The organism is Streptomyces sp. TBY4, assembly GCF_024213195.1.
Lineage (GTDB): Bacteria > Actinomycetota > Actinomycetes > Streptomycetales > Streptomycetaceae > Streptomyces.
In genome coordinates this window covers 16547-38990 of the sequence record NZ_JANAVF010000023.1, presented here as the reverse complement: position 1 = coordinate 38990, position 22444 = coordinate 16547, and the positions used below count along the sequence as shown (strand labels likewise).

The 22444-nt window shown below is 67.8% G+C and carries 28 protein-coding genes; 25 read left to right on the top strand and 3 right to left on the bottom strand.

Features of this window, described 5'->3' with window-relative positions:
- Positions 1–9: 9 nt before the first annotated feature.
- Together fusA and tuf are read left to right on the top strand one after the other, a co-directional pair.
- Positions 10–2139: an elongation factor G gene (gene fusA / locus NLX94_RS35380; RefSeq protein ID WP_254387374.1), complete on the top strand. Its 2130-nt coding sequence runs from the start codon at positions 10–12 to the stop codon at positions 2137–2139.
- Positions 2140–2287: 148 nt separating this feature from the next.
- On the top strand, positions 2288–3481 hold the full coding sequence (gene tuf / locus NLX94_RS35375) for an elongation factor Tu (protein ID WP_254387373.1): 1194 nt from the start codon (positions 2288–2290) through the stop codon (positions 3479–3481).
- A 195-nt stretch (positions 3482–3676) separates the two neighbouring features.
- Here the strand turns inward: tuf and rfbC are convergent, their stop codons facing one another.
- Complete coding sequence (rfbC, locus tag NLX94_RS35370; protein ID WP_254387372.1) at positions 3677–4276, bottom strand: dTDP-4-dehydrorhamnose 3,5-epimerase; 600 nt, start codon at positions 4274–4276, stop codon at positions 3677–3679.
- The gene (rfbA, locus tag NLX94_RS35365; RefSeq protein ID WP_254387371.1) at positions 4273–5148 is read right to left on the bottom strand and encodes a glucose-1-phosphate thymidylyltransferase RfbA; all 876 of its coding nucleotides are present in this window, start codon (positions 5146–5148) and stop codon (positions 4273–4275) included. Before rfbA ends, rfbC begins: the two co-directional genes overlap by 4 nt.
- A gap of 104 nt (positions 5149–5252) precedes the next feature.
- Here rfbA and rfbB point away from each other — a divergent pair, with 104 nt between their 5' ends.
- The 6 genes from rfbB to NLX94_RS35330 all read left to right on the top strand — a co-directional run bounded on the left by rfbB (position 5253) and on the right by NLX94_RS35330 (position 10600).
- Positions 5253–6230 carry a dTDP-glucose 4,6-dehydratase gene (gene rfbB, locus NLX94_RS35360; RefSeq protein WP_254387370.1) on the top strand — a complete coding sequence of 326 codons (978 nt, stop codon included), beginning with the start codon at positions 5253–5255 and terminating at the stop codon, positions 6228–6230.
- Complete coding sequence (rfbD, locus tag NLX94_RS35355; protein WP_308402624.1) at positions 6227–7162, top strand: dTDP-4-dehydrorhamnose reductase; 936 nt, start codon at positions 6227–6229, stop codon at positions 7160–7162. The genes rfbB and rfbD overlap by 4 nt, the downstream gene beginning before the upstream one ends.
- Positions 7159–8490 (top strand): hypothetical protein, encoded by a 1332-nt coding sequence (locus NLX94_RS35350; protein WP_254387369.1) that lies wholly within the window; start codon positions 7159–7161, stop codon positions 8488–8490. The genes rfbD and NLX94_RS35350 overlap by 4 nt, the downstream gene beginning before the upstream one ends.
- 68 nt (positions 8491–8558) lie before the next feature.
- On the top strand, positions 8559–9248 hold the full coding sequence (locus tag NLX94_RS35345; protein ID WP_254387368.1) for a glycosyltransferase family 2 protein: 690 nt from the start codon (positions 8559–8561) through the stop codon (positions 9246–9248).
- Positions 9245–9694 carry a DUF2304 domain-containing protein gene (locus tag NLX94_RS39180; RefSeq protein WP_302171348.1) on the top strand — a complete coding sequence of 150 codons (450 nt, stop codon included), beginning with the start codon at positions 9245–9247 and terminating at the stop codon, positions 9692–9694. Before NLX94_RS35345 ends, NLX94_RS39180 begins: the two co-directional genes overlap by 4 nt.
- A gap of 6 nt (positions 9695–9700) precedes the next feature.
- Positions 9701–10600, top strand: a complete 900-nt coding sequence (locus NLX94_RS35330) for a glycosyltransferase (RefSeq protein WP_254387367.1) — start codon at positions 9701–9703, stop codon at positions 10598–10600.
- A 95-nt stretch (positions 10601–10695) separates the two neighbouring features.
- Here NLX94_RS35330 and NLX94_RS35325 read toward each other — a convergent pair whose 3' ends face one another.
- The gene (locus NLX94_RS35325) at positions 10696–12366 is read right to left on the bottom strand and encodes a hypothetical protein (RefSeq protein ID WP_254387366.1); all 1671 of its coding nucleotides are present in this window, start codon (positions 12364–12366) and stop codon (positions 10696–10698) included.
- A 258-nt stretch (positions 12367–12624) separates the two neighbouring features.
- On the opposite strand from NLX94_RS35325, the gene NLX94_RS35320 reads away from it, so the two are divergent.
- From NLX94_RS35320 to rpsH, 17 genes are all read left to right on the top strand, one after another.
- On the top strand, positions 12625–14469 hold the full coding sequence (locus NLX94_RS35320; protein ID WP_254387365.1) for a hypothetical protein: 1845 nt from the start codon (positions 12625–12627) through the stop codon (positions 14467–14469).
- A 506-nt stretch (positions 14470–14975) separates the two neighbouring features.
- On the top strand, positions 14976–15284 hold the full coding sequence (rpsJ, locus tag NLX94_RS35315; protein ID WP_003948644.1) for a 30S ribosomal protein S10: 309 nt from the start codon (positions 14976–14978) through the stop codon (positions 15282–15284).
- Positions 15285–15298: 14 nt separating this feature from the next.
- Positions 15299–15943, top strand: a complete 645-nt coding sequence (gene rplC / locus NLX94_RS35310; RefSeq protein ID WP_254387364.1) for a 50S ribosomal protein L3 — start codon at positions 15299–15301, stop codon at positions 15941–15943.
- 4 nt (positions 15944–15947) lie between these two features.
- A complete protein-coding gene (rplD, locus tag NLX94_RS35305) occupies positions 15948–16598 on the top strand; it encodes a 50S ribosomal protein L4 (protein ID WP_254387363.1) in 651 nt (216 codons plus the stop codon).
- The gene (rplW, locus tag NLX94_RS35300; RefSeq protein WP_030154694.1) at positions 16598–16921 is read left to right on the top strand and encodes a 50S ribosomal protein L23; all 324 of its coding nucleotides are present in this window, start codon (positions 16598–16600) and stop codon (positions 16919–16921) included. Before rplD ends, rplW begins: the two co-directional genes overlap by 1 nt.
- Positions 16922–16960: 39 nt before the next feature.
- Positions 16961–17797: a 50S ribosomal protein L2 gene (gene rplB, locus NLX94_RS35295; RefSeq protein ID WP_254387362.1), complete on the top strand. Its 837-nt coding sequence runs from the start codon at positions 16961–16963 to the stop codon at positions 17795–17797.
- Between the two features lie 12 nt (positions 17798–17809).
- The gene (rpsS, locus tag NLX94_RS35290) at positions 17810–18091 is read left to right on the top strand and encodes a 30S ribosomal protein S19 (RefSeq protein ID WP_003966956.1); all 282 of its coding nucleotides are present in this window, start codon (positions 17810–17812) and stop codon (positions 18089–18091) included.
- Between the two features lie 43 nt (positions 18092–18134).
- Positions 18135–18482 (top strand): 50S ribosomal protein L22, encoded by a 348-nt coding sequence (gene rplV, locus NLX94_RS35285; protein ID WP_007265904.1) that lies wholly within the window; start codon positions 18135–18137, stop codon positions 18480–18482.
- A complete protein-coding gene (gene rpsC, locus NLX94_RS35280; RefSeq protein ID WP_254387361.1) occupies positions 18482–19324 on the top strand; it encodes a 30S ribosomal protein S3 in 843 nt (280 codons plus the stop codon). The genes rplV and rpsC overlap by 1 nt, the downstream gene beginning before the upstream one ends.
- A gap of 5 nt (positions 19325–19329) precedes the next feature.
- Entirely contained in the window at positions 19330–19749 is a 420-nt protein-coding gene (gene rplP / locus NLX94_RS35275; RefSeq protein ID WP_030026326.1) for a 50S ribosomal protein L16, read from the top strand.
- Positions 19749–19973: a 50S ribosomal protein L29 gene (gene rpmC, locus NLX94_RS35270; protein ID WP_008739703.1), complete on the top strand. Its 225-nt coding sequence runs from the start codon at positions 19749–19751 to the stop codon at positions 19971–19973. The genes rplP and rpmC overlap by 1 nt, the downstream gene beginning before the upstream one ends.
- Positions 19973–20254, top strand: a complete 282-nt coding sequence (gene rpsQ / locus NLX94_RS35265; RefSeq protein ID WP_243333368.1) for a 30S ribosomal protein S17 — start codon at positions 19973–19975, stop codon at positions 20252–20254. Before rpmC ends, rpsQ begins: the two co-directional genes overlap by 1 nt.
- Positions 20255–20378: 124 nt before the next feature.
- Positions 20379–20747, top strand: a complete 369-nt coding sequence (rplN, locus tag NLX94_RS35260; RefSeq protein ID WP_003956455.1) for a 50S ribosomal protein L14 — start codon at positions 20379–20381, stop codon at positions 20745–20747.
- Between the two features lie 2 nt (positions 20748–20749).
- Entirely contained in the window at positions 20750–21073 is a 324-nt protein-coding gene (gene rplX / locus NLX94_RS35255) for a 50S ribosomal protein L24 (RefSeq protein ID WP_215023444.1), read from the top strand.
- Entirely contained in the window at positions 21073–21624 is a 552-nt protein-coding gene (gene rplE / locus NLX94_RS35250) for a 50S ribosomal protein L5 (RefSeq protein ID WP_030008469.1), read from the top strand. The genes rplX and rplE overlap by 1 nt, the downstream gene beginning before the upstream one ends.
- A gap of 5 nt (positions 21625–21629) precedes the next feature.
- Positions 21630–21815: a type Z 30S ribosomal protein S14 gene (locus tag NLX94_RS35245; protein WP_003956452.1), complete on the top strand. Its 186-nt coding sequence runs from the start codon at positions 21630–21632 to the stop codon at positions 21813–21815.
- Positions 21816–22038: 223 nt separating this feature from the next.
- Complete coding sequence (gene rpsH, locus NLX94_RS35240; RefSeq protein ID WP_008739698.1) at positions 22039–22437, top strand: 30S ribosomal protein S8; 399 nt, start codon at positions 22039–22041, stop codon at positions 22435–22437.
- The last annotated feature ends 7 nt before the right edge of the window (positions 22438–22444 follow it).

Genomic DNA, 22444 nt, shown 5'->3' with positions numbered 1-22444 from the left:
TGAGCCGATATGGCTACCACTTCGCTTGACCTGGCCAAGGTGCGCAACATCGGCATCATGGCCCACATCGACGCGGGCAAGACGACCACCACCGAGCGCATCCTGTTCTACACCGGTGTGTCGTACAAGATCGGTGAGGTCCACGACGGCGCCGCCACGATGGACTGGATGGAGCAGGAGCAGGAGCGTGGTATCACCATCACGTCTGCCGCTACCACCTGCCACTGGCCGCTCGAAGATGTTGACCACACCATCAACATCATCGACACCCCGGGTCACGTCGACTTCACCGTCGAGGTGGAGCGTTCGCTCCGCGTCCTCGACGGCGCCGTCACCGTGTTCGACGGTGTGGCCGGCGTCGAGCCGCAGTCCGAGACCGTTTGGCGTCAGGCGGACCGCTACGGCGTTCCGCGTATCTGCTTCGTCAACAAGCTCGACCGCACCGGCGCCGAGTTCCACCGCTGCGTCGAGATGATCAAGGACCGCCTCGGTGCGGTTCCGATCGTCATGCAGCTCCCCATCGGCGCCGAGATGGACTTCCAGGGCGTTGTCGACCTGGTCACCATGAAGGCGTTCGTCTGGTCCGCCGAGGCGACCAAGGGCGAGATGTACGACATCGTCGACATCCCGGCCACGCACACCGAAGCCGCTGAAGAGTGGCGTGCGAAGCTCGTCGAGACCGTCGCCGAGAACGACGACCAGATCATGGAGCTGTTCCTCGAGGGCGAAGAGCCCACCGTCGAGCAGCTGCACGCCGCTGTGCGTCGCATCATCATCGGCTCCAAGGGCGACAAGGGTGCCACCGTCACCGCGGTGTTCTGTGGCACGGCGTTCAAGAACAAGGGTGTTCAGCCCCTGCTCGACGCCGTCGTCCGCTACCTCCCGTCGCCCCTGGACATCGAGGCCATCGAAGGCCACGACGTCAAGGACGCCGAGGTCGTCGTGAAGCGCAAGCCCTCGGACGACGAGCCCCTCGCGGCGCTCGCGTTCAAGATCATGCGCGACCCGCACCTCGGCAAGCTCACCTTCGTCCGGGTTTACTCGGGCCGCCTGGAGGCCGGCACCTCGGTGCTGAACTCTGTCAAGGGCAAGAAGGAGCGCATCGGCAAGATCTACCGCATGCACGCCAACAAGCGTGAAGAGATCGAAGCGGTGGGCGCCGGTGACATCGTCGCCGTCATGGGCCTGAAGCAGACCACCACCGGTGAGACGCTGTGTGACGACAAGGCACCCGTGATCCTGGAGTCCATGGACTTCCCGGCTCCGGTCATCCAGGTCGCCATCGAGCCCAAGTCCAAGGGTGACCAGGAGAAGCTGGGTGTCGCCATCCAGTCTCTCGCGGAGGAGGACCCCTCCTTCCACGTTCACTCGGACGAAGAGACCGGCCAGACCATCCTCGGCGGTATGGGCGAGCTGCACCTCGAGGTGCTGGTCGACCGTATGAAGCGCGAGTTCAAGGTCGAGGCCAACGTCGGCAAGCCGCAGGTCGCTTACCGCGAGACGATCCGCCAGACGGTGGAGCGTCACGACTACACCCACAAGAAGCAGACCGGTGGTACCGGTCAGTTCGCCAAGGTGCAGATCGCGATCGAGCCGATCCTCGAGGCCGACGGTCCGGCGTACGAGTTCGTGAACAAGGTCACCGGTGGCCGCATCCCGAGGGAGTACATCCCCTCGGTCGACGCGGGTGCGCAGGAAGCCATGAAGTTCGGCATCCTCGCCGGCTACGAGATGACTGGCGTCCGCGTCATCCTTCTCGACGGTGGCTACCACGAGGTCGACTCCTCCGAGCTCGCCTTCAAGATCGCCGGTTCGCAGGCCTTCAAGGAGGCCGCGCGCAAGGCTTCTCCCGTGCTCCTCGAGCCGATGATGGCCGTCGAGGTCACCACGCCGGAGGAGTCCATGGGTGACGTCATCGGTGACATCAACTCCCGTCGTGGCCAGATCCAGGCCATGGAGGAGCGTCACGGTGCTCGCCTCGTGAAGGGCCTCGTGCCCCTCTCGGAGATGTTCGGCTACGTCGGAGACCTCCGCAGCAAGACCTCGGGTCGCGCCAGCTACTCGATGCAGTTCGACTCCTACGCCGAGGTTCCCCGGAACGTCGCTGAGGAGATCATCGCGAAGGCCAAGGGCGAGTAACTCTTCCGAGTACACGCTTTAGGCTTGTCACCGGAGCCTCTGGGGCAACAGGAGCAACCCTCCCGTTGCCCCGGGGAACCGGCTTTCCAGCAAAGATCACCTGGCGCCGATGAGTAAGGCGTACAGAACCACTCTCCAGGAGGACCCCGTGGCGAAGGCGAAGTTCGAGCGGACTAAGCCGCACGTCAACATCGGCACCATCGGTCACATTGACCACGGTAAGACGACCCTCACGGCCGCCATTACCAAGGTGCTGCACGACGCGTACCCGGACCTGAACGAGGCCTCGGCCTTCGACCAGATCGACAAGGCTCCTGAGGAGCGCCAGCGCGGTATCACCATCTCCATCGCGCACGTCGAGTACCAGACCGAGGCGCGTCACTACGCCCACGTCGACTGCCCGGGTCACGCGGACTACATCAAGAACATGATCACCGGTGCCGCGCAGATGGACGGTGCCATCCTCGTGGTCGCCGCCACCGACGGCCCGATGCCGCAGACCAAGGAGCACGTGCTCCTGGCCCGCCAGGTCGGCGTCCCCTACATCGTCGTCGCCCTGAACAAGGCCGACATGGTGGACGACGAGGAGATCCTGGAGCTCGTCGAGCTCGAGGTTCGTGAGCTCCTCTCCGACTACGAGTTCCCGGGCGACGACCTTCCGGTCGTCCGCGTCTCGGCGCTCAAGGCGCTCGAGGGCGACAAGGAGTGGGGCGAGAAGCTTCTCGGCCTCATGGCTGCCGTCGACGAGGCGATCCCGACCCCGCCGCGTGACACCGACCTGCCGTTCCTGATGCCGGTCGAGGACGTCTTCACGATCACCGGTCGTGGCACCGTCGTCACCGGTCGTATCGAGCGTGGTGTCCTGAAGGTCAACGAGACCGTCGACATCATCGGTATCAAGGAGACCAAGACCACCACCACGGTCACCGGTATCGAGATGTTCCGCAAGCTGCTCGACGAGGGCCAGGCGGGCGAGAACGTCGGTCTGCTCCTCCGTGGCATCAAGCGCGAGGACGTCGAGCGCGGCCAGGTCATCATCAAGCCCGGTTCGGTCACCCCGCACACCGAGTTCGAGGCCCAGGCCTACATCCTGTCGAAGGACGAGGGTGGCCGTCACACCCCCTTCTTCAACAACTACCGTCCGCAGTTCTACTTCCGTACCACCGACGTCACGGGTGTTGTCACCCTGCCGGCCGGCACGGAGATGGTCATGCCGGGCGACAACACCGAGATGACGGTCGCGCTGATCCAGCCGGTCGCCATGGAGGAGGGCCTGAAGTTCGCCATCCGTGAGGGTGGTCGTACCGTGGGCGCCGGCCAGGTCACCAAGATCACGAAGTAATTCGTGCTCTGACCTGGTAGCTCGCTGAAGCGGGCACCATGTTTGACAGGAGGGCCCCTTCCCCGTCGTTCACGCGACGGGGAAGGGGCCCTTCGTCGTCCGTACGCGCCCCGCGTCCTGCGCCGGGCACGCGAAGAGGGCCGCACCCTGGTGGGTGCGGCCCTCTTCCGTACGAAGCTTCGTGCGCGGCGGCGGTCAGCCGACCCGCAGGGACTCCGTGAACTCGATGCAGGCGGCGTGCTCCGGCAGCAGTCCCGAGGCGATGGCCTCGGCCAGCGACGGGGCGGCCTCGTCACGGGCGGACAGCAGCGGGACGTCCGCCGGCCAGTCGATGCCCAGGTCCGGGTCGAGCGGGTGCACGGAGTGCTCGCCCGTCGGGTTGTACGTCTCCGAGCAGAGGTAGGACAGCGTGGCGTCGTCGGTCAGCGCGCAGAAGCCGTGGCCCATGCCCTCGGGGATGTAGACCGCACGGCGGTCCACGTCGTCCAGGCGGACGCCTTCCCAGCGGCCGAAGGTCGGCGAGCCGACCCGCAGGTCCACGATGACGTCGAGCACGGCGCCGCGTACGCAGGTGACGTACTTGGCCTGGCCGCGCGGCACGTCGGCGAAGTGGATGCCGCGCACCACACCGCGCTGGGAGACCGACATGTTCGCCTGCGCCAGGTTCAGCGGGTGCCCGACGACCTCGGAGAGGCGGTCGAAGCGGTACCACTCCATGAACATGCCGCGGGGGTCGCCGTGCTGCTGGGGCGTGATCTCGAATGCGCCCTCGATGGAGAGCTCGCGGAACTTCACCGGGAGGCCTCCTCTTCGAGCAGGCCGATCAGGTAGTCCCCGTAACCGCTCTTGGTGAGCGGCTCGGCGAGCGCGCGCAGCTGCGCGGAGTCGATGAGGCCCGCACGCCAGGCGGCCTCCTCGATGCAGCCGATCTTGAAGCCCTGTCGCTCCTCGATCACGCGGACGAACTCGGAGGCCTGCACCATCGAGACGAAGGTGCCGGTGTCCAGCCACGCGGTACCGCGGTCCAGGATGGTGACATTCAGCTCACCGGCCTGGAGGTACGCGTCGTTGACGGCGGTGATCTCCAGCTCGCCGCGGGCGCTGGGCTTCAGGTTGCGGGCGATCTCCACGACCTGGTTGTCGTAGAAGTAGAGGCCCGGCACGGCGTAACGGGACTTGGGCTTGACCGGCTTCTCCTCGATGGAGATGGCCTGGCCGTTCTCGTCGAACTCGACCACGCCGTACGCCGTCGGGTCCGCCACCGGGTACGCGAAGACCCGGCCGCCCTTGGAGCCGGTGTGCTCGGCCAGGCGGGTGCCGAGGCCACTGCCGTGGAAGATGTTGTCGCCGAGGATCAGGGCGACGGAGTCGTCCCCGATGAAGTCGGCGCCGAGCACGAAGGCCTGGGCGATGCCCTCGGGGCGCTCCTGGACCGCGTACTCCAGCCGGATGCCGAACTGCGAGCCGTCGCCGAGCAGCCGCTCGAACTGGTCGCGGTCGTCCGGAGTGGTGATGACGAGGATCTCGCTGATCCCGGCCATGACCAGCGTCGAGAGCGGGTAGTAGATCATCGGCTTGTCGAAGACGGGCAGCAGCTGCTTCGACACTGCCCGCGTCAGCGGCCAGAGTCGGGATCCGGTGCCGCCGGCCAAGAGAATTCCACGCATGGGCCCAACCCTATGCGAGAGCGCCGGGGGTGGGAGTTCGGGGCCGGTGACGCTGCGGGCGGGCGGCCGGGAATGTGTGGGCGGAACGCTAGACTGTTTGTATTATGCGCATCCTTGTGACCGGCGGCGCCGGCTTCATCGGTTCAGAATTCGTCCGCCAGCAGCTCGGTTCGGACCCCTCGGCCCAGATCACCGTCTTCGACAAGCTGACGTATTCCGGCGTCGAAGCCAACCTCGCCCCGGTCGCGGACCACCCCGGCTACGCCTTCGTCAAGGGCGACATCTGCGACGCGGAGGCCGTCGACCAGGTGATGCCCGGCCACGACGTCGTCGTGCACTTCGCGGCGGAGTCCCACGTGGACCGCTCGATCGCCGGCGCGGGCCCCTTCGTGATGACCAACGTGGTGGGCACCCAGGTCCTCCTGGACGCCGCCCGCAAGCACGGCGTCGGCCGCTTCGTCCACATCTCCACCGACGAGGTGTACGGCTCGATCACCGAGGGCTCCTGGACCGAGGAGTGGCCGCTGGTGCCCAACTCCCCGTACTCCGCCTCCAAGGCCTCCTCCGACCTCCTCGCGCTGGCCTACGCCCGTACGCACGGCATGGACGTCGTCGTCACGCGTTGCTCCAACAACTACGGGCACTACCAGTTCCCGGAGAAGGTCATCCCGCTGTTCGTCTCGAACCTGATGGACGGCAAGAAGGTCCCGCTCTACGGCGACGGCGGCAACGTGCGCGACTGGCTGCACGTCTCCGACCACTGCCGCGGCATCGACCTGGCCATGCGCAAGGGCCGCGCCGGCGAGGTCTACAACATCGGCGGCGGCGTCGAGCTCACCAACAAGGAGCTCACCGGCGTCCTGCTGGAGGCCGCCGGCCTCGGCTGGGACATGGTCGAGCGCGTCCAGGACCGCAAGGGCCACGACCTGCGCTACTCCATCGACATCAGCAAGATCGGCTCCGAGCTCGGCTACGCCCCGCAGGTCACCTTCGAGGAAGGCATCGCCTCGACCATCGCCTGGTACCGCGAGAACCGCGCCTGGTGGGAGCCGCTGAAGGCCAAGGCAGCGCTGCAGAAGTGAGCGCCGCAGGGGTAACCGACAGCTCCGTCGGCGCGCGCTGGATCGTCACCGGCGCCGCCGGCATGCTCGGCCAGGACGTCCTGGCCGTCCTCAAGGACGCCGGGATCGAGGCTGCGGGCCTCGGCCGGGCCGACCTCGACATCACCGACCCGGCGGCCGTCCGGGCCGCCGTCGAGGGCGCGGCCGTGGTCGTGAACTGCGCAGCCTGGACCGACGTGGACGGCGCCGAGAGCGCCGAAGAGGCCGCCACCGCCGTCAACGGCACCGGCGTACGCGTCCTGGCCGGGGCCTGCGCCGCGGCCGGTGCCCGCCTGCTGCACGTCTCCACCGACTACGTGCTGCCCGGCGACGCCGCGCAGCCGTACGCCGAGGACGCCGAGACCGGCCCGGTCAACGCCTACGGGCGGACCAAGCTGGTCGGCGAGCAGGCCGTCGCCGAGCTGCTGCCGCAGGACGGCTACGTCGTCCGTACCGCCTGGCTGTACGGCGAGCACGGCCCGAACTTCGTCGCCACCATGCTGAAGCTGGCCGCCCAGCGGGACACTCTCGACGTCGTCGACGACCAGCACGGCCAGCCCACCTGGTCCTACGCGCTGGCCCGCCGGCTGGTCGAGCTGGGTCTGGCCGCCCTGGAGGGCCGGGCCCCGGGTGGCGTCTATCACGGCACCGCGAGCGGCCGGACGACCTGGCTCGGCCTGGCACGCGAGACCTACCGCCTGGGCGGGCTGGATCCGGAGCGGATCCGTCCGACCACCTCCGAGGCGTTCGTGCGGCCCGCGGTCCGCCCGGCGTTCAGCGTGCTCGCGCACGACCGCTGGGCCGAAGCGGGTCTGCCGCCCCTCGCCGACTGGCGGGAGCAGCTCGCCGAAGCCGTCGGCACCCCGGTCTTCTCCGCGCTGGCCACCCAAGCCCGGGACGGCCGAGCGGGATGAGGACCCTGCTGAACAAGCTGACTGCGGCGCTGCCGTCGGGCACCCTCGCGGTGGCCGGCGGCACCGTCGTGCTTGGCGCTGCCTCCTACGTCCATCTGGGCGTGGCGGGTCACAGCCTGTCCGAGCAGGACATGGCGAACGTTTCGGTGCTGTGGACGATCGTGATGTCCATCGGCATCGGCGTCTTCTTCCCCATCGAGCAGGAACTCACCCGCATCGTCTCCGCGCGTGTGGTCCTCGGGCAGGGGACCGCCCCGGTCCTGCGCCGGGCGACCCTGCTGACCACGGCGATCCTCGGCGGAACCCTGCTCGTCCTGGGCCTGGGCGCGGGCCCGATCGCCGACCTGCTCTTCCAGGGCGACCGTGCCCTGGTGGCGGCGCTCGGCGGTGCCTTCGCGGGCATGGCCGTCTGCTATCTCACGCGCGGCCTCCTGGCCGGGCTCGGCCACTTCGGTGCGTACGGCACCCAGCTCGCCGTCGACGGCGGCCTGCGGATCGTGCTCGCCTTCGGCTGCGCGCTGCTCGGTCTGCACTCCGCCCTCGCCTTCAGTCTGGTTCTGGCTCTCGCGCCCGTCGCCGCGACGCTGGTCACCCTGCCGACGCTGCTGCGCGCGGTCGGCCCCGGCGAGTCGATCGCCTGGCGGGAGCTGTGCAACGGCCTGGGCCTGCTGATCTGCGCGACCCTGCTGTCCCAGGCCGTCGTCAACGCGGCGGTCCTGAGCACCAAACTGCTGGCCCCCGCCGACAGCGTCCTGATCGCGGCGCTGCTGAGCGCGCTGGTCCTGGCACGGGTGCCGCTCTTCGTCTTCGGCTCGCTCCAGGCCTCGCTCCTGAGCGGCCTCACCGCGGCCTTCACGGCAGGCGACCGGGACGCGTTCTGGGCGATGCTGCGCCGGATCGGGCTGGTCGTCGGCGGGCTCGGCCTGCTCGGCGGGGTGCCCGCGACCGTGCTCGGCCCGTGGCTGATCGAGGTGCTCTTCGGCGCCAAGCCGAGGCTGGGCTGCTTCGACTTCTTCCTGATGTCCGCGGGAACCGTGGCGTACATGTTCGCGATGGTCCTCGGACAGGCGCTCATGGTCCTCAAGCGGCACAACCTTCAGCTGCTCTCCTGGGCGATCGGTACTGCGGTCCTGGCGGGCATCACGCTGCTGCCGGGAGATGTGGCCACGCGCGTGATCGTTGCCTACGCTCTCGGCTCCGTCGCCACCGTGCTCGCTATGCTGGCAGCTCTGAGGCTGAGCTTCTCCGGGGTCGCCGCGGCAGTCACCGAAGGGCCCGGGCAGACGGCAGACACCAGCCGCCTGGGCGTGGGAGCGGCCGGAAGATGACCACGCCGGCCCAAGACGTCACACCGATCACTGAGCACTCCCTGGGTGCCACTTCCGCTGGAGCTAACGTGTCCCAATACGACGATGTCTGGCTGGTCATACCGGCCTATAACGAGGGCCAGGTGATCGCCGACGTGGTCGAGGGGGCCCGCAAGACGTTCCCCAACATCGTCGTCGTCGATGACGGCTCCACGGACGACTCGGCCAAGCACATAGCGACGACCGGCGCCCACCTGGTCCGCCACCCGGTCAACCTCGGCCAGGGGGCGGCCCTCCAGACCGGTCTCACGTACGCGCTCGCCCAGCCCGGCGCCCGCTACTTCGCGACCTTCGACGCGGACGGCCAGCACCAGACCAAGGACGTCGAGACGATGGTCGCGGTGCTGCGCAGCGGAGCGGCGGACGTCGTACTCGGCTCGCGTTTCATCGAGCAGAACGGCCAGGTGCCGTGGATCAAGCAGGTCGTGCTGCGCACGGCCGCCGCGGTCAGCCCCACCGCTCGCAAGCTCAAGCTCACCGACGCGCACAACGGTCTGCGCGTCCTGGGCCGGGATGCCGCCGAGCAACTGAACATCACCATGAACGGCATGGCCCATGCGTCCGAGCTCGTCGGCTTCCTGGCCGGCTCCGGTCTGCGGGTCACCGAGGTACCGGTGGACATCCTCTACACCGACTACTCACGGGCCAAGGGTCAGTCCCTGATCAACGGCGTGAACATCCTTTTTGACATTTCGCTGCGGGAGCGTGGACGTCGATGAAGTACTTCTGGATCCAGCTGCTGCTGATCCTGGGCTCCGTGTCCATGGCACTGATGTTCATACGGACCTGGAGCCAGGCCAAGAACCGGGCCTGGAAGCGCATCGCGTTCTCGGTGTTCGTCGTCGTCAACGTGTACGCGGTGCTCCGGCCGACCGACGTCACCTGGCTCGCCCAGCAGCTCGGCGTCGGCCGAGGCACCGACCTGGTTCTCTACGTGATGGTGCTCGCGATGGGCTTCCTCACGCTCAACACCTTCCTGCGCTTCCGGTCCCTCGAGAAGAAGATCACCGACCTGGCGCGGACGGTGGCCATCAACGAGAGCCTCCGGCACAACGACGAGCGCCTCCGCTCGGACGCCGAAGCCGTCGCCGCCCCGGCGAAGTCCACTGCCGACGCCGACGCCGACGCCGACGCCGACTCCGACTCCGATTCCGTGAAGGCCTGACGCCCCATGGCGACGTTCGACCTCATGCTCCCCTACTACGGGGACGTGCAGCTGATGCAGGACGCGGTCCGCAGCGTCCTGGCCCAGACCGACCGGGACTTCCGGCTCGTCGTCATCGACGACGGCAAGGAGCCCGACGTACCGGGCTGGTTCGAGCAGCTCGGCGACGAGCGGGTGCACTACACCCGCAACGAGCAGAACCTCGGCATCACCAAGAACTTCCAGAAGTGCGTGCAGCTCTCCGAGGCCGACTACGTGGTCATCATGGGCTGCGACGACCTCCTGCACCCGCACTACCTGGAGACCGTCCGCGCCATCGTCGACGCCCATGAGGGCATCGGCATGGTCCAGCCCGGCGTCGAGGTCATCGACGGCGACGGCAAGGTGACCCAGGGCCTCGCGGACAACACCAAGAAGAAGCTGTACGCGCCGCAGGTCAAGGGCCGACGCCTGATGGCGGGGGAGGAGCTGGCCGCCAGCGTGCTGCGCGGCAACTGGCTCTACTTCCCCTCCATCGCCTGGCGCGGCGAGGCGCTGCGCAAGGTGAACTTCCGGGACGACTACTCGGTCATCCAGGACCTGGCGCTGGTCGTCGACCTCCTGGAGGCCGGCGAGGAGATGGTGATCGACAACGCGACCACCGTCTTCCAGTACCGCCGGCACGCCGTCAGCGAGTCCTCGGTGCAGGCCTTCTCCGGCACCCGCTTCACCGAGGCCGAGCGGTACTTCGCCGCGGTGGCCGCGCGCATGGACGCCCGCGGCTGGCCCAAGGCGGCCCGCGCGGCCCGCTTCCACAGCGCCTCGCGCTTCCACGCGCTGACGATGCTCCCCGGCGCGCTGCGCCGCGGGCAGCGGGACGGCGCCCTCACCCTGGCCAAGCACGCCTTCACGCCCGGCCGGGGCTGAGGGAAGAGACACGCAGCACGTAGAAGCGGCCTGCCGCCGGTCCTCGGACCGGCGGCAGGCCGCTTCTACGTACGTGTACTTCTACGTGCGTCGGGTCAGGGCTTCTTCGGCCCCGGCCCCGGGCGCTCCGGCAGGTTGAAGACCCCGCAGAGATCCTTGACGGCGTAGTGCGGGCACTTCCCGTTCGGCTGCTGGAGGTTGTGGGCGTACCAGGCCAGCGTGCCCAGCGACTTCTGGTCCGGGTTCTTCGGCATGAACGCGTCGGCGGTCGCCGAGCCGGCCATCCCGTAGAGCAGGCCCAGCGCGCACAGCGCGCCGATGACGACGGACCGGCGCGGCCCCCGCGCGGTCCGCCGGGGCAGCGTCAGCGTCAGCGTCTCGTGACTGCGGGACCAGTCCCGGATGCGCTGGACCGCGTAGTAGACGGCGAGCCCGGTCAGCGCGAGCAGGCAGTACATGATCTGGATGCTGGTCCGCGGGTACAGCTGTACGGCGTGGTCGCGGGCCATGTGCGAGGCGTACCAGTAGCGCAGCAGGAACGCGCTCGCCGTGCACGCCGCCAGGGTCAGCACCATCGGCTGGCGCAGGGCGAGGCCGAGCGCCACCGCCAGCCCGAGCACCAGCAGGATCGGGAACAGCCCGACACCGCCGAGCTCACCGAGCGGCGGCCAGCCCGCGAGGCGCTGCGGCCCCGGGCTGTCGACGCCCCACATCGCGAAGTACGCGGGATCGGTGAACGTGTCGAAGTAGAAGTACGTGTCCTTCGTGGTGCCGCTCGCGCCGAGCAGCCGGACCATGTACTGGCCGGCCAGGGCGAGGAAGACCACCGTCGCGGCCAGCAGCGGCAGCAGTCCCTGCCACAGTGCCTTCGCCCCGCCGGAGCGGAAGAGCCCCGCCAGCACGATCGCGAAGAGCACGACGACGCCGACCGCGGACCAGACGAACCAGCCCGCGTACATCAGGAACAGACCGGCGAGCAGGGCACCGAGGCCGCCGCCGACGGCAAGGGCCTGGCGGCGGCTCAGCAGCGCCGAGCCCATGGTGACCTGCACCAGCTTGGCGAAGACCGGGATCACGACGACCAGTACGAGCGGGGAGTACGGCTTGTACAGGTCGAACAGCGGAAGCGCCGAGGTCAGGCCGATGCCGAGCGCCCACAGCGGGGGCAGCAGCATGCGCCAGGCCAGGTAGGCGACGGGACCGGAGATCGCGAGGAAGCCGATCATCACCCACTTCGCGGCGTACGCCACCTGCCCGTCGAAGCCCACCTGGGCGACGAAGGCGAGGAAGTGGGGGAAGCCCGGCGGGTACTCGGGCGGCAGCGGCACCCCGTCGATGACGTTGAACGCCCACGTCTGGAGGTTGCCGATGTCACCCCCGTACCCGTTGAGCGGCCAGGTCGTGCCGCGCAGGGCGACGACGTTGCCGGCCGCGGTCACACCCGTGGCCAGACCGGCGACCGTCGCGGCGCCGATGTTGACGGCGGCACCCGGCCACCGCCGCGACAGCGCGAGGTAGAGGAGAACGGTCACCGCGAGCAGCAGCAGCAACCGGAGCTGGATGGCCGCCAGGCCGCTGACCTGCCCGATTCGCTGCATCGGGTTCACATGCAGACGCTTGCCCAGGTAGGTGAGGAAGAGGGCGGCGAAGATCGAGACTGCGGCCTCGGCAGATACGAGGGCGATGGCGCGTCTGAGGCGGCCGCCGCGGCCGCGCGGCGGCCGGCGTTCTGCCACCGGGGACGGCGCGGGAGCGGTAACTATCATGGCTGTTGAGCCTACCGGCAGGCGCCCCGAGCCCGTGCGCCGGTAGCCCAGTGGGTCGGGGCGGTTCCCGCCTGCTTGGTAGGGTTGGCGCCGCTGCGGCGGGACGCGTCGGCCAGGCATGTACGTGACACGGTTTGCCGGCTTCGACCACGGGGGACCGGCGCCGCGCGATCGTCGGTGACCCTGCTGCCCGCCGCGCCCGCACAGCCGCGCCCGCGCGTCCTTCGGGCCCTCGACCAGCGGCGACACCCAACGGAAGTGGATGAGATGACCAACCTGGCCTCCCACGGACCGGCCGGAGAGGCCGCTACGGCGCACAGCCGTACCGGGGTCCCCGACGGTGGTGCGATACCGCGGAAGGGCCGGGGACTGCCCGCCTGGACGTCGAAGCGCTGGGCGCTGAGCTTCGCCGAGGTCGTGGTCAGTCTCACAGCCGCCCTCGGCTACACGCTGCTGTGCACGCACATCAGCGTCAACCCCCTCAACCGCATCGGCCAGGTCAGCGGTCTCGCCAAGCTGCAGCAGTACGTGGCCGTCCTCGGCATCCCGCTGCTCGCGCTGCTCCTGTACACCGCCTACCGCGGGACCCTGCGCCGCCACCAGCTCGTCAAGCGCATGGTGTGCGCCGCCCTGGCGGGTCTGGCCACCGGCGTCGTCGCCGGCGGCGTGGTCGTCGCACTGCGCGGCACCCCCTGGGCGCTGGGCGGCCAGGAGGGCGACCCGAGCGTCCTGATCGCCATGGGCAACTCGTTCCTGCACGGCGAGGGCATGTCCGGCATCTACCCGCCCGGCTTCCCCGCGCTGATGGCCCTCTGGGCGGAGGTCCGCCACGGCGGCGCCCGCGGCATGGGCATGGCCCTGCAGGACATGCAGATCTTCTTCACCGCGGTGGCCGGCCCGATGGCCTACGCCGCCTGGCGGCTGCTGCTCCGCCCGTTCTGGGCGCTGCTGATCGCCGTGCCGTCGGCCGTGCTCTTCCTCGACCCGATCCGCCCGTACAGCCACGTCACGATGATCGTGCTGCTGCCGCTGCTCGGCTACTGGCTGCGCGAGATGCGCCGTGCGCCCGAGCGCCCGCGCGGCCGGATGCTGCTCGGCGGGGCCCTGCTGGGGCTCGCCTTCGGCGTGCTGTTCCTCTGGTACTCCGGCTGGTACGTCTGGGCCGCGCCGGGCGTCGGCCTGCTCCTGCTGTTCCTGTTCCCCTGGCGGGGCGGTGCGGCGAAGATCAAGGCCACGGCCGCGTACGTGGGCGTCACCGTCCTCACGGCCGGCGTCATCGGGGCGCCGCTGCTCTACCAGATGGTCCGGCTGGGCTCCGAGAACCCGGACCGCTACGCCTTCCTCGCCGCGTACGCGGATCCGGCGTACGTCCTGGGCTGGGTCTCCGACCGCTCCGGGGAGCTGACGTACCAGACCTGGCCGGTGGCGGGGGAGATGGCGGGGCAGAGCGGGTTCGCGCTGCTGCTCCTGTTCGGCGTGGGCCTCGGCATGGGCCTGGGGCTGCGCAGCATCATGGTGCGCACCGCCGCCGCCACCCTGGCCGGCGCCTGGCTGGCCCGCTTCTGGTTCGCCTCGCACATGGCGCACGACAAGGCCGTCCAGCTCTACCCGCGCACCACGTGGATCATCATGTACTGCCTGATGATCCTGGCCGTGCTCGGCCTGATGGCCACGGTGGACCGCGGCTCCGGCTGGCTCCGGCGCACCCTGCGCCCCGCCGGCGGCGAGGCGGCGGCCCGGGTGCTGCCGCGCCGGGTGGTCGTACAGCTCTCGGCGGGCATGGTGTGCGTGCTCGCGCTCTTCGCCACCATGGGCGCCTCCTGGTCGGTCAACCGGTACATGCCGGACAAGGACTCGACCTCGATGGGCGTCGACGCCTGGCGGGCCCACACGATCAAGAAGCTCGACGGCAAGTGCCCGCGCTTCGCTCCGGTCAAGGACTGTGCGGACATCCACGTGAAGGACTGGAAGCCCAACGCCGACAACGGCTACCTGTGGTGCGGCGGGATCCCGTCCGTGAACTGGGGAACCGTGTGCGGCCGCCGGGCGCCGCAGTCGGAGCTGGACCGCGACGCGCAGAACGCGAAGAACGAGAAGAAGTAGCCGCCGGGCGGCCGGGCCGCCCGTCCCGCGCCGCGCCGCGCGACCTGGGGAAGGAAACCCGGTCGGGTGGCGCGCGCGGTGCGGCTTGACCACTCAGCGTGGCGGGGTATTCTCTTCGGCCCGATTGGCCAGGGGCCCGTCTCGTATGGCAGACTACTCAAGTTGCTCGGCCGTGTGCCGATGCTGCGCGCCTCCCGCCGGGAGGACCGGAAGCAAGTCCCACAGTACTCGTCGCTCTACCTGTCCCTCGGGGCAGCAATGGGGCGGACGTACGGGAATCTTCTGGGAAGCGTCAGCACGGTGCCTGCCAGGTACTCGGTGGGTGTTTGCCCCCGACTTGCGGTCCTGGGACCGCGCCCCCTTGGACGAGGGAATTTCCGTATGGGAATTTTCTGTAGAGGGAGCGCGACACGCCCGACCGCGTGGGTCGGAGAAAAGCGGCGGAGCGATCCGCAGCCGGCCGAGAACCAGAGCGTTTCCACAACAGACAGGACTACGGAGTAGCCATGGCGGGACAGAAGATCCGCATCCGGCTCAAGGCCTACGACCACGAGGTCATCGATTCGTCGGCGAAGAAGATCGTCGAGACGGTGACGCGCACTGGTGCGTCGGTCGCGGGCCCGGTGCCGCTGCCCACTGAGAAGAACGTGTACTGCGTCATCAAGTCGCCGCACAAGTACAAGGACTCGCGCGAGCACTTCGAGATGCGCACGCACAAGCGCCTGATCGACATCCTCGACCCGACGCCCAAGACCGTTGACTCGCTGATGCGCCTGGACCTTCCGGCCGGCGTTGACATCGAGATCAAGCTCTGAGAGGCACGGAGAAGATGGCAAAGCAGATCAAGGGCGTCCTGGGCGAGAAGCTCGGCATGACCCAGGTCTGGGACGAGAACAACCGTGTCGTCCCGGTGACCGTGGTCAAGGCCGGACCCTGCGTCGTTACCCAGGTCCGTACGAACGATGTCGACGGCTACGAGTCGGTCCAGATCGCCTTCGGCGAGATCGACCCGCGCAAGGTGAACAAGCCCCTCAAGGGCCACTTCGCCAAGGCCGACGTCACCCCGCGCCGCCACCTGGTGGAGCTCCGCACCTCTGACGCCAGCGAGTACACGCTCGGCCAGGAGATCACCGCGGCCGTGTTCGAGTCCGGCGTCAAGGTTGACGTCACGGGCAACAGCAAGGGCAAGGGCTTCGCCGGTGTCATGAAGCGGCACAACTTCCGGGGCCTCGGCGCCGGTCACGGTGTGCAGCGCAAGCACCGCTCCCCCGGTTCGATCGGTGGCTGCGCCACCCCTGGGCGTGTCTTCAAGGGCATGCGCATGGCCGGTCGCATGGGCAACGAGCGCGTCACCACCCAGAACCTGACCATCCACGCGGTTGACGCGGAGAAGGGTCTGCTCCTGATCAAGGGCGCAGTTCCCGGTCCGAACGGCGGCCTCGTCCTGGTCCGTACCGCGGTTAAGGGGGCTTGAGTTAATGAGCACCATTGACATCCTTTCGCCGGCAGGCGACAAGGCCGGTACCGTCGAGCTCCCCGCGGAGATCTTCGACGCGAAGACCAGCGTTCCGCTGATCCACCAGGTCGTCGTCGCTCAGCTGGCCGCTGCCCGTCAGGGCACGCACAAGACCAAGCGTCGTGGCGAAGTCCGTGGTGGTGGCCGCAAGCCGTACCGCCAGAAGGGCACCGGCCGCGCTCGCCAGGGTTCCACCCGCGCTCCGCAGTTCGTCGGCGGTGGCGTCGTCCACGGCCCGCAGCCGCGTGACTACTCGCAGCGGACCCCGAAGAAGATGAAGGCCGCCGCTCTCCGCGGTGCCCTCTCGGACCGTGCGCGTCACTCCCGCATCCACGTCGTCACCGGCGTGGTCGAGGGTGCCGCCTCCACGAAGGCCGCCAAGACGCTGTTCGGCAAGATCTCGGAGCGCAAGAACCTGCTCCTGGTCGTCGACCGCTCCGAAGAGGCCGCGTGGCTGTCCGCCCGCAACCTGCCCCAGGTTCACATCCTGGAGCCGGGCCAGCTGAACACGTACGACGTGATCGTCTCTGACGACGTGGTCTTCACTCAGACCGCTTTCGAGTCCTTCGTGTCTGGCCCCAAGGCCGACGAGACCGAAGGGAGCGACGCCTGATGTCTGAGGCGACCGTTACCAGCAAGACCTTCACTGACCCGCGCGACCTGCTGATCAAGCCGGTTGTCTCGGAGAAGAGCTACGCGCTGCTGGACGAGAACAAGTACACGTTCATCGTCGCGCCCGGCTCCAACAAGACCCAGATCAAGCAGGCCGTCGAGGCGGTCTTCGGGGTCAAGGTCACCGGGGTCAACACGATCAACCGTCAGGGTAAGCGCAAGCGCACCAAGACCGGTTTCGGCAAGCGCGCTGACACCAAGCGCGCCATCGTGACCCTCGCTGAGGGCGACCGAATCGACATCTTCGGCGGCCAGGCCTCCTAACGGAGGTCTAGTCGTCCGGAATCGGACGAGGACTGAGAAATGGGTATCCGCAAGTACAAGCCGACGACCCCGGGCCGTCGTGGCTCCAGCGTCGCCGACTTTGTCGAGATCACGCGGTCCACGCCGGAGAAGTCGCTGGTCCGCCCCCTGCACAGCAAGGGCGGCCGTAACAACACCGGTCGGATCACGGTTCGACACCAGGGTGGCGGCCACAAGCGCGCCTACCGCGTGATCGACTTCCGTCGTCACGACAAGGACGGCGTGCCGGCCAAGGTCGCGCACATCGAGTACGACCCCAACCGCACTGCGCGCATCGCGCTCCTGCACTACGCAGACGGCGAGAAGCGCTACATCATTGCGCCGAAGAACCTGAAGCAGGGCGACCGGATTGAGAACGGCCCCACGGCCGACATCAAGCCCGGCAACAACCTGGCGCTCCGCAACATCCCGGTCGGTACCACGATCCACGCGATCGAGCTCCGTCCCGGTGGCGGCGCCAAGTTCGCCCGCTCCGCTGGTGCCTCCGTGCAGCTGCTGGCGAAGGAGGGCGTCATGGCCCACCTCCGCATGCCGTCCGGTGAGATCCGTCTCGTCGACGCCCGCTGCCGCGCCACCGTCGGTGAGGTCGGCAACGCCGAGCAGTCGAACATCAACTGGGGCAAGGCCGGCCGCATGCGCTGGAAGGGCGTTCGCCCCTCCGTCCGCGGTGTCGCGATGAACCCGGTCGACCACCCGCACGGTGGTGGTGAGGGTAAGACCTCCGGTGGTCGTCACCCGGTCTCCCCGTGGGGTCAGAAGGAGGGTCGTACTCGCTCGCCGAAGAAGGCTTCGAGCAAGTACATCGTCCGCCGCCGCAAGACGAACAAGAAGCGCTAGGAGCGGGTTTAGATGCCGCGCAGTCTCAAGAAGGGACCCTTCGTCGACGGACACCTCATCAAGAAGGTGGACGTACAGAACGAAGCCGGTACCAAGAACGTCATCAAGACCTGGTCCCGTCGCTCGATGATCGTCCCGGCAATGCTGGGTCACACCATCGCGGTGCACAACGGCAAGATCCACGTCCCGGTGTTCGTCACCGAGTCGATGGTCGGCCACAAGCTCGGCGAGTTCTCGCCGACTCGCACCTTCCGCGGCCACGTCAAGGACGACCGGAAGTCGAAGCGCCGCTAAAGGCGGGGTGGAAACGACTATGACTTACACCGAAGGGACAACCATGGAAGCCAGGGCCCAGGCGCGGTACATCCGCGTCACGCCCATGAAGGCCCGCCGAGTGGTGGACCTTATCCGTGGCATGGATGCCACGGAGGCTCAGGCGGTCCTGCGTTTCGCCCCGCAGGCCGCGAGCGTGCCGGTCGGCAAGGTGCTGGACAGCGCCATTGCCAACGCCGCACACAACTACAACCACCCCGACGCCTCCACGCTGGTCATCAGCGAGGCGTACGTGGACGAGGGCCCGACCCTGAAGCGGTTCCGTCCGCGTGCCCAGGGCCGTGCCTACCGGATCCGCAAGCGGACCAGCCACATCACCGTGGTCGTCAGCAGCAAGGAAGGTTCCCGGTAATGGGCCAGAAGGTAAACCCGCACGGGTTCCGGCTCGGCATCACCACCGACTTCAAGTCGCGTTGGTACGCCGACAAGCTGTACAAGGACTACGTCAAGGAAGACGTCGCCATCCGCAGGATGATGACGTCCGGCATGGAGCGCGCCGGCATCTCGAAGGTTGAGATCGAGCGCACCCGTGACCGCGTGCGTGTGGACATCCACACCGCTCGTCCGGGCATCGTCATCGGCCGCCGTGGCGCCGAGGCCGACCGCATTCGCGGTGACCTCGAGAAGCTCACGGGCAAGCAGGTCCAGCTGAACATCCTCGAGGTCAAGAACCCCGAGGTCGACGCTCAGCTCGTCGCGCAGGCCGTTGCCGAGCAGCTCTCCTCCCGCGTCTCCTTCCGTCGCGCCATGCGTAAGAGCATGCAGGGCACGATGAAGGCCGGCGCCAAGGGCATCAAGATCCAGTGTGGCGGCCGTCTCGGCGGCGCCGAGATGTCCCGCTCCGAGTTCTACCGCGAAGGCCGTGTGCCGCTGCACACCCTCCGCGCGAACGTGGACTACGGCTTCTTCGAGGCCAAGACCACCTTCGGCCGTATCGGTGTGAAGGTCTGGATCTACAAGGGCGACGTCAAGAACATCGCCGAGGTTCGCGCCGAGAACGCTGCGGCCCGTGCGGGTAACCGCCCGGCCCGTGGTGCCGCCGGCGCTGGCGACCGTCCCGCCGGCCGTGGTGGCCGTGGTGGCGAGCGCGGCGGCCGTGGTGGCCGCAAGCCGCAGCAGGCTGCTGGTGTGGAGGCCCCCAAGGCCGACGCCCCCGCCGCCGCTCCGGCTGAGAGCACCGGAACGGAGGCCTGACCGACATGCTGATCCCTCGTAGGGTCAAGCACCGCAAGCAGCACCACCCGAAGCGCCGCGGTATGGCCAAGGGCGGTACTGAGGTCTCGTTCGGCGAGTACGGCATCCAGGCGCTTACCCCCGCCTACGTGACGAACCGCCAGATCGAGGCGGCTCGTATCGCGATGACCCGTCACATCAAGCGTGGCGGCAAGGTCTGGATCAACATCTACCCGGACCGTCCCCTGACGAAGAAGCCTGCCGAGACCCGCATGGGTTCCGGTAAGGGTTCTCCCGAGTGGTGGATCGCGAACGTGCACCCGGGCCGGGTCATGTTCGAGCTGTCCTACCCGAACGAGAAGATTGCTCGTGAGGCGCTCACCCGCGCTGCTCACAAGCTTCCGATGAAGTGCCGGATTGTTCGGCGCGAGGCAGGTGAGTCGTGATGGCGACGGGAACCAAGGCGTCCGAGCTGCGTGAGCTCGGTAACGAGGAGCTCGTTGGCAAGCTGCGCGAGGCCAAGGAAGAGCTGTTCAAGCTGCGCTTCCAGGCGGCCACGGGTCAGCTGGAGAACAACGGCCGGCTCAAGTCCGTCCGTAAGGACATCGCTCGCATCTACACCCTGATGCACGAGCGTGAGCTCGGTATCGAGACGGTGGAGAGCGCCTGATGAGCGAGAAGAACGTGACTGAGACGACTGACCGCGGCTTCCGCAAGACCCGTGAGGGTCTTGTCGTCAGCGACAAGATGGACAAGACCGTCGTCGTCGCTGTCGAGGACCGCGTGAAGCACGCTCTGTACGGCAAGGTCATCCGCCGTACGAACAAGCTCAAGGCGCACGACGAGCAGAACGCTGCCGGCGTCGGCGACCGCGTCCTCATCATGGAGACGCGTCCGCTGTCGGCGAGCAAGCGCTGGCGCATCGTCGAGATCCTCGAGAAGGCCAAGTAATTATCTGAGGCCCCGGGCAGCAAGCCCGGGGGCCCCTCAGGTTCGTTCCGCCAGGCTCGGTGGGGGCGGTAGCTCTTCGGAGTGAGGCCCCCGCCGGGAACCGGCAGACAAACAGGAGATAGACGTGATCCAGCAGGAGTCGCGACTGCGTGTCGCCGACAACACTGGTGCCAAGGAGATCCTTTGCATCCGTGTTCTCGGTGGCTCCGGTCGCCGCTACGCGGGCATCGGTGACGTCATCGTTGCCACCGTCAAGGACGCGATCCCCGGTGGCAACGTGAAGAAGGGTGACGTCGTCAAGGCGGTCATCGTTCGCACCGTGAAGGAACGCCGCCGCCAGGACGGCTCGTACATCCGCTTCGACGAGAACGCCGCCGTCATTCTGAAGAACGACGGCGACCCTCGCGGCACCCGTATCTTCGGCCCGGTGGGCCGTGAGCTGCGCGAGAAGAAGTTCATGAAGATCATCTCGCTCGCGCCGGAGGTGCTGTAAGCATGAAGATCAAGAAGGGCGACCTGGTTCAGGTCATCACCGGTAAGGACAAGGGCAAGCAGGGCAAGGTCATTCTGGCCATCCCTACTGAGAACCGCGTCCTGGTCGAGGGTGTCAACCGGGTCAAGAAGCACACCAAGGCCGGCCAGACCGCTGGTGGCTCGCAGACCGGTGGCATCGTGATCACCGAGGCGCCGATCCACGTCAGCAACGTTCAGCTGGTTGTGGAGAAGGACGGCCAGAAGGTCGTTACCCGCGTCGGTTTCCGCTTCGACGACGAGGGCAACAAGATCCGCGTTGCCAAGCGGACGGGTGAGGACATCTGATGGCTACCACTCCGCGTCTCAAGACGAAGTACCGCGAGGACATCGCGGGCAAGCTGCGTGAAGAGTTCTCGTACGAGAACGTCATGCAGATCCCCGGCCTCGTGAAGATCGTGGTCAACATGGGTGTGGGCGACGCCGCCCGCGACTCCAAGCTGATCGACGGCGCCATCAAGGACCTGACGACGATCACCGGTCAGAAGCCGGCCGTCACGAAGGCCCGCAAGTCCATCGCGCAGTTCAAGCTGCGCGAGGGTCAGCCGATCGGCTGCCACGTCACCCTCCGTGGTGACCGCATGTGGGAGTTCCTGGACCGTACGCTGTCGCTCGCGCTGCCGCGTATCCGTGACTTCCGTGGTCTGTCGCCGAAGCAGTTCGACGGCCGTGGCAACTACACCTTCGGTCTCACGGAGCAGGTCATGTTCCACGAGATCGACCAGGACAAGATCGACCGTACCCGGGGTATGGACATCACCGTGGTCACCACGGCGACCAACGACGCTGAGGGCCGCGCGCTCCTTCGTCACCTCGGCTTCCCCTTCAAGGAGGCGTAAGCGAGATGGCGAAGAAGGCTCTCATCGCGAAGGCTGCCCGCAAGCCCAAGTTCGGTGTGCGTGCGTACACCCGCTGCCAGCGCTGCGGTCGTCCCCACTCCGTGTACCGCAAGTTCGGCCTGTGCCGCGTCTGCCTTCGTGAGATGGCTCACCGTGGCGAGCTGCCGGGCGTGACCAAGAGCTCCTGGTAATTCCCTCTCGTCCGCAAGGACTTGGGAGCAACCAGAGACTCTCGGTAAGCATCTGGTCGGCGGATGCCCGGCCGCGCATGCCTTAGGCTTGTGTGGTTGGGCGTCCGCCGCCCATAACGACTTACTACGCCGTAGGTCCCCGCACCGCACCCGTCCCGCCACTGAGTGGGGAGAGGGATGGCGCATACAGGAAACCCCGGCGAGAGAGGCCGAAGGCCACTTCATGACCATGACTGACCCGATCGCAGACATGCTCACGCGTCTGCGTAACGCTAACTCGGCGTACCACGACTCCGTCGTGATGCCGCACAGCAAGATCAAGTCGCACATCGCAGAGATCCTCAAGCAGGAGGGTTTCATCACCGGCTGGAAGGTCGAGGACGCCGAGGTCGGCAAGAACCTCGTCCTCGAGCTGAAGTTCGGCCCGAACCGCGAGCGCTCCATTGCGGGCATCAAGCGGATCTCGAAGCCCGGTCTGCGTGTGTACGCAAAGTCCACCAACCTGCCGAAGGTGCTCGGCGGCCTGGGCGTGGCGATCATCTCCACGTCCCACGGTCTGCTCACCGGCCAGCAGGCAGGCAAGAAGGGCGTAGGTGGGGAAGTCCTCGCCTACGTCTGGTAGTCGGGAA

Excerpts from the sequence above, each read along its gene's own strand:
- NLX94_RS39180 (WP_302171348.1), top strand. The coding sequence starts at position 9,245 with ATGAAGTACTTCTGGATCCAGCTGCTGCTGATCCTGGGCTCCGTGTCC.
- rpsQ (WP_243333368.1), top strand. The coding sequence starts at position 19,973 with ATGAGCGAGAAGAACGTGACTGAGACGACTGACCGCGGCTTCCGCAAG.
- rplX (WP_215023444.1), top strand. The coding sequence starts at position 20,750 with ATGAAGATCAAGAAGGGCGACCTGGTTCAGGTCATCACCGGTAAGGAC.
- rpsH (WP_008739698.1), top strand. The coding sequence starts at position 22,039 with ATGACCATGACTGACCCGATCGCAGACATGCTCACGCGTCTGCGTAAC.
- rplE (WP_030008469.1), top strand. The coding sequence starts at position 21,073 with ATGGCTACCACTCCGCGTCTCAAGACGAAGTACCGCGAGGACATCGCG.
- NLX94_RS35325 (WP_254387366.1), bottom strand. The coding sequence starts at position 12,366 with ATGATAGTTACCGCTCCCGCGCCGTCCCCGGTGGCAGAACGCCGGCCG.
- rfbB (WP_254387370.1), top strand. The coding sequence starts at position 5,253 with ATGCGCATCCTTGTGACCGGCGGCGCCGGCTTCATCGGTTCAGAATTC.
- rpsS (WP_003966956.1), top strand. The coding sequence starts at position 17,810 with ATGCCGCGCAGTCTCAAGAAGGGACCCTTCGTCGACGGACACCTCATC.
- NLX94_RS35330 (WP_254387367.1), top strand. The coding sequence starts at position 9,701 with ATGGCGACGTTCGACCTCATGCTCCCCTACTACGGGGACGTGCAGCTG.
- fusA (WP_254387374.1), top strand. The coding sequence starts at position 10 with ATGGCTACCACTTCGCTTGACCTGGCCAAGGTGCGCAACATCGGCATC.
- rpmC (WP_008739703.1), top strand. The coding sequence starts at position 19,749 with ATGGCGACGGGAACCAAGGCGTCCGAGCTGCGTGAGCTCGGTAACGAG.
- rplV (WP_007265904.1), top strand. The coding sequence starts at position 18,135 with ATGGAAGCCAGGGCCCAGGCGCGGTACATCCGCGTCACGCCCATGAAG.
- rpsC (WP_254387361.1), top strand. The coding sequence starts at position 18,482 with ATGGGCCAGAAGGTAAACCCGCACGGGTTCCGGCTCGGCATCACCACC.
- rplB (WP_254387362.1), top strand. The coding sequence starts at position 16,961 with ATGGGTATCCGCAAGTACAAGCCGACGACCCCGGGCCGTCGTGGCTCC.
- NLX94_RS35350 (WP_254387369.1), top strand. The coding sequence starts at position 7,159 with ATGAGGACCCTGCTGAACAAGCTGACTGCGGCGCTGCCGTCGGGCACC.
- rplP (WP_030026326.1), top strand. The coding sequence starts at position 19,330 with ATGCTGATCCCTCGTAGGGTCAAGCACCGCAAGCAGCACCACCCGAAG.
- rfbA (WP_254387371.1), bottom strand. The coding sequence starts at position 5,148 with ATGCGTGGAATTCTCTTGGCCGGCGGCACCGGATCCCGACTCTGGCCG.
- NLX94_RS35245 (WP_003956452.1), top strand. The coding sequence starts at position 21,630 with ATGGCGAAGAAGGCTCTCATCGCGAAGGCTGCCCGCAAGCCCAAGTTC.
- rplD (WP_254387363.1), top strand. The coding sequence starts at position 15,948 with ATGAGCACCATTGACATCCTTTCGCCGGCAGGCGACAAGGCCGGTACC.
- rplC (WP_254387364.1), top strand. The coding sequence starts at position 15,299 with ATGGCAAAGCAGATCAAGGGCGTCCTGGGCGAGAAGCTCGGCATGACC.
- rpsJ (WP_003948644.1), top strand. The coding sequence starts at position 14,976 with ATGGCGGGACAGAAGATCCGCATCCGGCTCAAGGCCTACGACCACGAG.
- rplW (WP_030154694.1), top strand. The coding sequence starts at position 16,598 with ATGTCTGAGGCGACCGTTACCAGCAAGACCTTCACTGACCCGCGCGAC.